This is a genomic window from Aquisalimonas sp. (assembly GCF_007120195.1).
Taxonomy (GTDB): domain Bacteria; phylum Pseudomonadota; class Gammaproteobacteria; order Nitrococcales; family Aquisalimonadaceae; genus Aquisalimonas.
The window spans coordinates 1-6,337 of record NZ_SKOG01000248.1 but is presented as its reverse complement, the minus strand read 5'-3'; the positions used below and the strand labels follow the sequence as shown (position 1 = coordinate 6,337).

The window sequence follows — 6,337 nt, the reverse complement described above, 5'->3', positions numbered from 1 at the left end:
TTGCGCAGTTCACCGTGGCGGCGAGTCAGGCGTTGAACCTGACCTCCGCTAGCGCGGAGAGGTCATACCCGCCCATGGCGTCCGCCCGCTGCCGAAGCCGCTCCCCGCGGGCAAAGGCCAGCAGGCGCTGCAGCGGCGACTCGAAGTACACCCGGCGGCGCATAGCCAGATCGAACACTTCCTCGTGAAGGGGTATGAAATCGAGCCCGTGGCGCCGCGCTGCCGCCTCCACCGCCAGGCCGGTATCCGCATCGCCCTCACGGATCGACAGGGCCAGATCGTCCTCGCTGAGAGACGCGTAAGGCGTGAAGTTCAGTCGTTCCGGGACAATGCCGCGGTGCTCCAGCAACGAGCGGAAGAGCGCGTCCGCCCCCGCCTCACGCTGGCGATGGGCGACCCGCACGGGGCTGGATGCCAGATCCTGGAGGTCCCGGATGCCGTGCGGATTGCCCGGCTGCACCAGCAATCCCTGGGTGCGCCGCGCCCAGTGGATGATCACCAGGTCGCGCATCCCTGATAGCCCCAAGTGGGTCGGGTCATTGTAGTGACCGGTGCCGTGGTCGATCACGTGCAGGCCGGCGACCATCGCCTCGTCCCGAAGCAGTCGCCTGACGCCGTCCCCGCTGCCGTTACAGAGGAACGCGAGGTCCGCGCCCGCCTCCCGGATCGCCCAGTCCAGCAATGGATCCTGACTCCCCGCAAGGACGGGGGGGATCGCATGCGGCGGGGCCTGATCCCCTTCGAGGTGGTTCATGACCCACAGGTCGATGCTGTCCCGGGGGAACAGCAGCTTGCCGGTGACCTTCGTCGACGGGATCAGCCCCTGCCGGACCAGGTCGTAGATCTTGCGCTCCTTCATCCGTAGGTACGCGGCGACCTCAGCGGTCGTCAAATACCGGTGATGCACGACCTTGTCATTGTCTGTCATATGGCTGCACATATTTCAGGGTCGGATGATAACGGTTGTTATTATGCACACAATGCTGTCTGTGCTCCTATAAGGGTCAATCCGGATGGATAACGCCTTCCAGGCGGCCTTTCAACTGATTGTGGCGATGGATCCCGTGTTGATCGGGATCGTGACCCTGTCGCTGCAGGTCTCCCTGACGGCTGTCGCCATCGCCAGCGTGATCGCGCTGCCGCTGGGCGCCGCCATCGCCCTGTGGCAGTTCCCGGGCCGCGGCCTGGTCGTTGTGGTCCTCAATGCGCTCATGGGCCTGCCGCCGGTGGTGGCGGGGCTCATGGTCTATCTCATGCTGTCCCGCGCCGGCCCCCTGGGCCAGTTCGGGCTCCTGTTCACGCCCACCGCCATGGTGATCGCGCAGATCGTGTTGATCCTGCCCATTGTCGCGGCGTTGTCCCGGCAGGTGATCGAGGAGCTGTGGGGCGAATACCGCGAGCAGTTGCAGTCGCTGGGCGTCTCGCGCCTGCGGGCCATCCCGACGCTGCTTTGGGACGCTCGCTTCAGCCTGATCACCGTCGTACTGGCGGGCTTCGGGCGGGCAAGTGCGGAAGTGGGCGCAGTGCTGATCGTCGGCGGCAACATTTCCGGCGTCACCCGGGTAATGACCACGGCCATCGCGCTTGAGACCAGCAAGGGCAATCTGCCACTGGCGCTGGGCCTGGGCATCATCCTGCTGCTGCTGGTCGCCTCGGTGAACGCGGTGGCCTACATCATCGGTGAAGCGGCGAAGAGGCGGCTGGGATGAATCGCGCCGAATCACTCTCACTGCTGCCGCTGGAGCTCCGGGGCGTCACCTTCCGCCACCGCGGCCAGACGCTGCTCCAGCCGCTGGATCTGCGCCTGGAGCGTAACGGCAAGACCATGATCATGGGGCCGAACGGGGCGGGCAAGAGTCTCCTGATGCGCATCTGCCACGGCCTGCTGCGGCCGACCGGCGGCTCGGTCCGCTGGGCCGGAAATGGCGCCACCGCGGAGACCATACGTCGTCGGCAGGCCATGGTGTTCCAGCGGCCGGTGATGTTGCGCCGCTCGGCGCTGGCCAACGTGCGTTACGCGCTGGCGGTCCAGGGTGTGTCCCGCGGGGAACGCCGCTGGCGCGCCGACGAGGCCGTCGAGCGCTTCGGGCTGCAGAGCATCGCACATCGGCCCGCCCGTGTGCTCTCGGGCGGCGAGCAGCAGCGCCTCGCGCTGGCCCGCGCCTGGGCCCTGCGCCCGGAGATCCTGTTCATGGACGAACCCACCTCGGCGCTGGATCCGGCTGCCATCAAGGCGGTGGAAGAGGCGGTGGACACATTCCACGGCGAGGGCACCCGCATCGTCATGACGACCCACGACCTCGGGCAGGCCAGGCGCCTTGCGGATGACGTGATCTTCCTCGTCGACGGCCGCCTGGTGGAGCGGGCGCCGGTGCGGGAGTTCTTCGAGCACCCCTACAGCCGCGAGGCAGCCGCCTTTGTCCAGGGCGATCTGGTCTGGTAGCCGCCCCGAGGCGTCTTGGTGCAAGGCAACACTGGAGGAGAGATCCATGAAGAACGTGTTGAGAAACGCCGCTGTCGCGGCCACGGCCCTGTTTGCCGCCACCGCGGCGCATGCCGACCGGGATCGCTACATCACGCTGGCATCCACCACGTCCACCGAGGCCTCCGGACTGTTCGAGCACCTCGTCCCGCAGTTCCGGGAGGCGACCGGCATCGACGTGCGCGTGGTGGCCGTCGGCACTGGCCAGGCGTTCGAGATTGGCCGCCGCGGTGACGCCGACATCGTGCTGGTCCACGACACTACCGGGGAGGAGGAGTTCGTCGCCAACAACTACGGCCGAGAGCGCCGGGACATCATGTACAACGACTTCATCCTGGTCGGCCCGTCGGAGGATACCGCCGGCCTGCGCGATGCGGACAGCGCCCTGGACGCGTTCAGCCGCATTGCCGAGGCCGAGCACCCGTTCACCTCCCGCGGTGACGACAGCGGCACCAACCGGGCCGAGCTGCGGCTCTGGGGCGAGGCCGGTGTCGATCCCGGCGGCCAGTGGTACCGGGAGCTCGGCAGCGGCATGGGTGAGACGCTGAACACCGCCGCGGGCATGGACGCTTACACCTACGTGGATCGCGCCACCTGGACCGCCTTCGACAACCGCCAGAACCTGGAGCTCGTCTACGAGGGCGACCCCGTGATGTTCAACCAGTACGGCAGCCTGCCACTGAGTCAGGAGCGTCACCCGGACCTCAAGCACGACATGGCCGAGGAATGGCACCAGTGGTTGCTCTCCGACGAGGGCCAGGCCGCCATCGCCAGCTATGAGCTGCGCGGCGAGCAGCTCTTCTTCCCCAACGCGGAGTGATCGCTCGAGATCAGACACCCCGGCCTGTGGTTCGACGCGTGACACCGGCCCTCAAGAGCAGAAGAACGCATAAGGGCAATGCGTTATGAAACGCACAACACTGGTACTGATCACTGCCGCTGGTCTCACCGCAACGGGCGCGGCTCAGGCGACAGATGTTGATATCTACGGACAGGCCCGCCTGCACCTGAATTACATCGATAACGGCGCGAGCGGCGACGATGCTTTTTCAGCCGCCAGCGTCTCGACCAACGCCAGCGTCCTTGGTTTCCGGGCCGAGCACGAACTCTCGGACCGGCTCACCGGCATCGTGCAGATCGAGGGACAGGTCAACCTGACCAACAACGCGGCAGCGAACGAGCGTTTCACGTTCCGGGACAGCTTCGTTGGCCTGGATGGCGCGGCGGGCCTGTTCCGGGTTGGTCGTTACGACACGCCCGTCAAGCTGATTCGCACCCGCACGGATCTGTTCGGCAATCAGATCGGTGACGCGAGGAATCTGATGCGCAACGACTATGACGGTCAAGGCTTCGACGACCGATTGCGCAGCAGTCTCTGACGACGAGAGGGACGTGGTTCGACTGGGTGGCTACTACGACATCAACGACCTGCGGGTTACCGGCTTCGCACAGACGGCTCCGATCCGGACGACAACCTGGGCCGGAAGACGCGCGCTATTTCTCTCTGTTCGGAGAAAAGGACAAGTCACACGGCTATGCGCGCCTGAACCCGGACGGCGAGCTGCGGATGCTCACAAAGCAGCCCAGGCAGCTGCGTTTCCTGCGTCGGGCGGATCGTGCGCCGGTGTACACCTATCTTTCGGAAGGCACCACGGAATCACCGAACTTTCACGCGACAAGGGATCATTTCGAGACGGTTCGACAGCTCTCCGACACGAACACGCAGCAGGATCAGTACCAATGGGCGGGGGATACCTTGCTGAACTACGAGAATCAATACGGCCGCAGCCAGCAGGCCAGGCTTCTGTACCCGGCAGACTATCGCTCCGAGCGAGAGCACCCAATGGTGGTGCTGATCTACGAAAATCGCTCCGACAACCTGCACAGCTACAATGCGCCGAATCTGGCGAGGCTATGCAACCAGCACGTGTTGTCATCGGCGGGTTTCGCCGCTGGATGACCTGTGCCCCCCAACCCATCAGCTCCTGCGGACTCGGCCATGATTTCCATGAAGGCGCTAGCGGGGCGCAGCCTTGACAACTTTGCTCTTTTCGCAAATGATAAGCATTCTCATTTACACATCTCGCACGTAAACTTCGGATGAGCAGCCATGCCGTACCAGGTGATCGCCCAGCTCAACGGAAGAAACCCGGTGCTCCAGATCAGGGATACGTCCTCTAACCAGATGCGTCTTGTCTGGGAGTATCGGAAGCCTTCGGAACTCGGGGAATCCGTGAGCGGGGAACTTCTTGCTGATCTGGAACGGGAGGAAGCCTTGCATGATCTATTTCGTCGCCTGTTCCTGTTGACCACCGAGCAATACCTGCGCGGCGAGCTATCCGAAGAAGACTTGCGAAGCCGGCGGCACCGGTCAATTAAAGGCTCCACCGACTCATGAGCGGCTAGTCGGATGCGTTGTGGAGACGGAGTTCAGAGGCGATCCCGGAGCAGCCTGCTCAGGCCTGCAGGGAGTTCCCTCTGGCGGTGAACTTAGGCATACACCCACTTCGCCGACCAGAAGCTGCACCTTGAAACCGACAGCCGGACTGGCTGCTGTCCAGACCGTCGGCGGAGGTTCGCGGCAAAGTAGTGAGTGGCGGCTGCGGGTCGGAAGCCGTCTTTTGGGTCAGGTCGCCGTCTACGTAATCGGGGCCATGCTTGTGGCGCGGTTCGGGTCACCGAGTTAGTCGCCGCGGCCTCGATTATGCCGCCATCGTCGTTATCAGGCTTGTTCACACGGGTACTGACGGGCCAATGCCAAGCAGACCTTGAGCCAGGGGCCGAGTGGTTTGCTTGATTGCGTCGCGCTCGGTCACGTTCGGGTTCAGCCAGGAGCGGTAGGGGTCCGGATCAAGCAAGAGCGGCATGCGGGAATGGATGTGGGTTATAGGGGGCGGGGTGCGTCCTCGCCTGCCCAGGGAGGCCGAAATCCCCAAAGGCAAAGCCGACGCTGTAGACGGCTGTCGTCCTGCCAGACAACGTGTGGCCTATTCTTTTTCATCTGCTCCCCCGGAATGCGCCACATTTTCCTGGACAGGCCCAACTGGTCCCAGATCGCCTGCCTCAGTTCGCCTTGGCGGACGAAGTTGAGCATCAAGTGGTGGAGCGCGGCTAAGGTGGCGGGTTCTCCGGTATAACCTCGCATCGCCCGCGTGAGAGCGCGCCCGTTTTCTGGGGTCGTCACCGCGGCGCGGGGCCGCCTGCGCTACGAGCCAGTGTGCCTTTGAGGCTCGCAGCGGGATTCCACGTCGCTTTACCCCAGGCGATGGCGTAGTCGAAGATTTTTCCTATCCGCTGGCGGAGCCAAGGAAAATTTAAGTGTCTGTGTTTGATATGAAAAACAGATCGACCGGGAACAGAGTGGAATGGAGGCTGGCGCCCCGGGCAGGACTCGAACCTGCGACCTACCGCTTAGGAGGCGGTTGCTCTATCCGCTGAGCTACCGGGGCGTTGCGGCGCAGTATAGCGAAGGCGGCGGATGGGCTGAACCCGCCCAGGGAAATCCGCAGACGGAGTGGCCATCGGCCGGCCTCGAGCTGCCGCCGAGAGTTTGTTCGGGGAAGGCCCCGTCGGCGCGTTGCATGGGTACCGCGCGCATGCCGGGTGGCGCGCCTGCTTGGGGCAGGACCGCGACGTCACGGCGCGGGCGGTTGGTTACCTTCCACTTCATTGGCAGCGTCCCTATGGGTCAACCCGTTCTGAGCGCGGATGGACGGGGGCGCAGGGCGCCAGAAGCAAAAAAATTAGCCGCTGAACGGCATCGGATCAGCGCCTCTGTGCGGGCTGGGCGACAGGAGTATTGGAATGCATTGCACAACTGGGGCCGGCCACTGTGGTGTCTCCCCGGGATGAATC

The 6,337-nt window shown here is 64.3% G+C and carries 8 protein-coding genes and 1 tRNA gene; 6 read left to right on the top strand and 3 right to left on the bottom strand.

Annotated features, from left to right (window positions below; translation table 11 throughout):
* Nucleotides 1–25: 25 nt before the first annotated feature.
* Nucleotides 26–928, bottom strand: coding sequence for a helix-turn-helix transcriptional regulator (locus QZT63_RS17535; protein ID WP_290652993.1), 903 nt, complete (start codon nucleotides 926–928; stop codon nucleotides 26–28).
* A gap of 85 nt (nucleotides 929–1,013) precedes the next feature.
* Here QZT63_RS17535 and QZT63_RS17530 point away from each other — a divergent pair, with 85 nt between their 5' ends.
* The 6 genes from QZT63_RS17530 to QZT63_RS17505 all read left to right on the top strand — a co-directional run bounded on the left by QZT63_RS17530 (nucleotide 1,014) and on the right by QZT63_RS17505 (nucleotide 4,880).
* The gene (locus QZT63_RS17530) at nucleotides 1,014–1,709 is read left to right on the top strand and encodes an ABC transporter permease (protein WP_290652991.1); all 696 of its coding nucleotides are present in this window, start codon (nucleotides 1,014–1,016) and stop codon (nucleotides 1,707–1,709) included.
* Nucleotides 1,706–2,443, top strand: coding sequence for an ATP-binding cassette domain-containing protein (locus tag QZT63_RS17525; RefSeq protein ID WP_290652989.1), 738 nt, complete (start codon nucleotides 1,706–1,708; stop codon nucleotides 2,441–2,443). The genes QZT63_RS17530 and QZT63_RS17525 overlap by 4 nt, the downstream gene beginning before the upstream one ends.
* A gap of 46 nt (nucleotides 2,444–2,489) precedes the next feature.
* Nucleotides 2,490–3,302, top strand: coding sequence for a substrate-binding domain-containing protein (locus QZT63_RS17520; protein ID WP_290652987.1), 813 nt, complete (start codon nucleotides 2,490–2,492; stop codon nucleotides 3,300–3,302).
* 85 nt (nucleotides 3,303–3,387) lie between these two features.
* Nucleotides 3,388–3,861 (top strand): porin, encoded by a 474-nt coding sequence (locus tag QZT63_RS17515; RefSeq protein ID WP_290652985.1) that lies wholly within the window; start codon nucleotides 3,388–3,390, stop codon nucleotides 3,859–3,861.
* Nucleotides 3,862–4,049: 188 nt separating this feature from the next.
* A complete protein-coding gene (locus QZT63_RS17510) occupies nucleotides 4,050–4,442 on the top strand; it encodes a hypothetical protein (protein ID WP_290652983.1) in 393 nt (130 codons plus the stop codon).
* Nucleotides 4,443–4,592: 150 nt separating this feature from the next.
* Nucleotides 4,593–4,880 carry a hypothetical protein gene (locus QZT63_RS17505; protein WP_290652981.1) on the top strand — a complete coding sequence of 96 codons (288 nt, stop codon included), beginning with the start codon at nucleotides 4,593–4,595 and terminating at the stop codon, nucleotides 4,878–4,880.
* A 334-nt stretch (nucleotides 4,881–5,214) separates the two neighbouring features.
* On the opposite strand, the gene QZT63_RS20160 is transcribed toward QZT63_RS17505, so the two are convergent.
* A complete protein-coding gene (locus QZT63_RS20160) occupies nucleotides 5,215–5,418 on the bottom strand; it encodes an SOS response-associated peptidase family protein (RefSeq protein WP_366637522.1) in 204 nt (67 codons plus the stop codon).
* 437 nt (nucleotides 5,419–5,855) lie between these two features.
* Nucleotides 5,856–5,931: transfer RNA gene (locus tag QZT63_RS17500), tRNA-Arg, on the bottom strand.
* Between the last annotated feature and the right edge of the window lie 406 nt (nucleotides 5,932–6,337).

Bases quoted from the DNA above. Each gene is read 5' to 3' on its own strand.
- QZT63_RS17525 (WP_290652989.1), top strand. From the start codon at position 1,706: ATGAATCGCGCCGAATCACTCTCACTGCTGCCGCTGGAGCTCCGGGGC.
- QZT63_RS17520 (WP_290652987.1), top strand. From the start codon at position 2,490: ATGAAGAACGTGTTGAGAAACGCCGCTGTCGCGGCCACGGCCCTGTTT.
- QZT63_RS17510 (WP_290652983.1), top strand. From the start codon at position 4,050: ATGCTCACAAAGCAGCCCAGGCAGCTGCGTTTCCTGCGTCGGGCGGAT.
- QZT63_RS17515 (WP_290652985.1), top strand. From the start codon at position 3,388: ATGAAACGCACAACACTGGTACTGATCACTGCCGCTGGTCTCACCGCA.
- QZT63_RS17535 (WP_290652993.1), bottom strand. From the start codon at position 928: ATGACAGACAATGACAAGGTCGTGCATCACCGGTATTTGACGACCGCT.
- QZT63_RS17505 (WP_290652981.1), top strand. From the start codon at position 4,593: ATGCCGTACCAGGTGATCGCCCAGCTCAACGGAAGAAACCCGGTGCTC.
- QZT63_RS17530 (WP_290652991.1), top strand. From the start codon at position 1,014: ATGGATAACGCCTTCCAGGCGGCCTTTCAACTGATTGTGGCGATGGAT.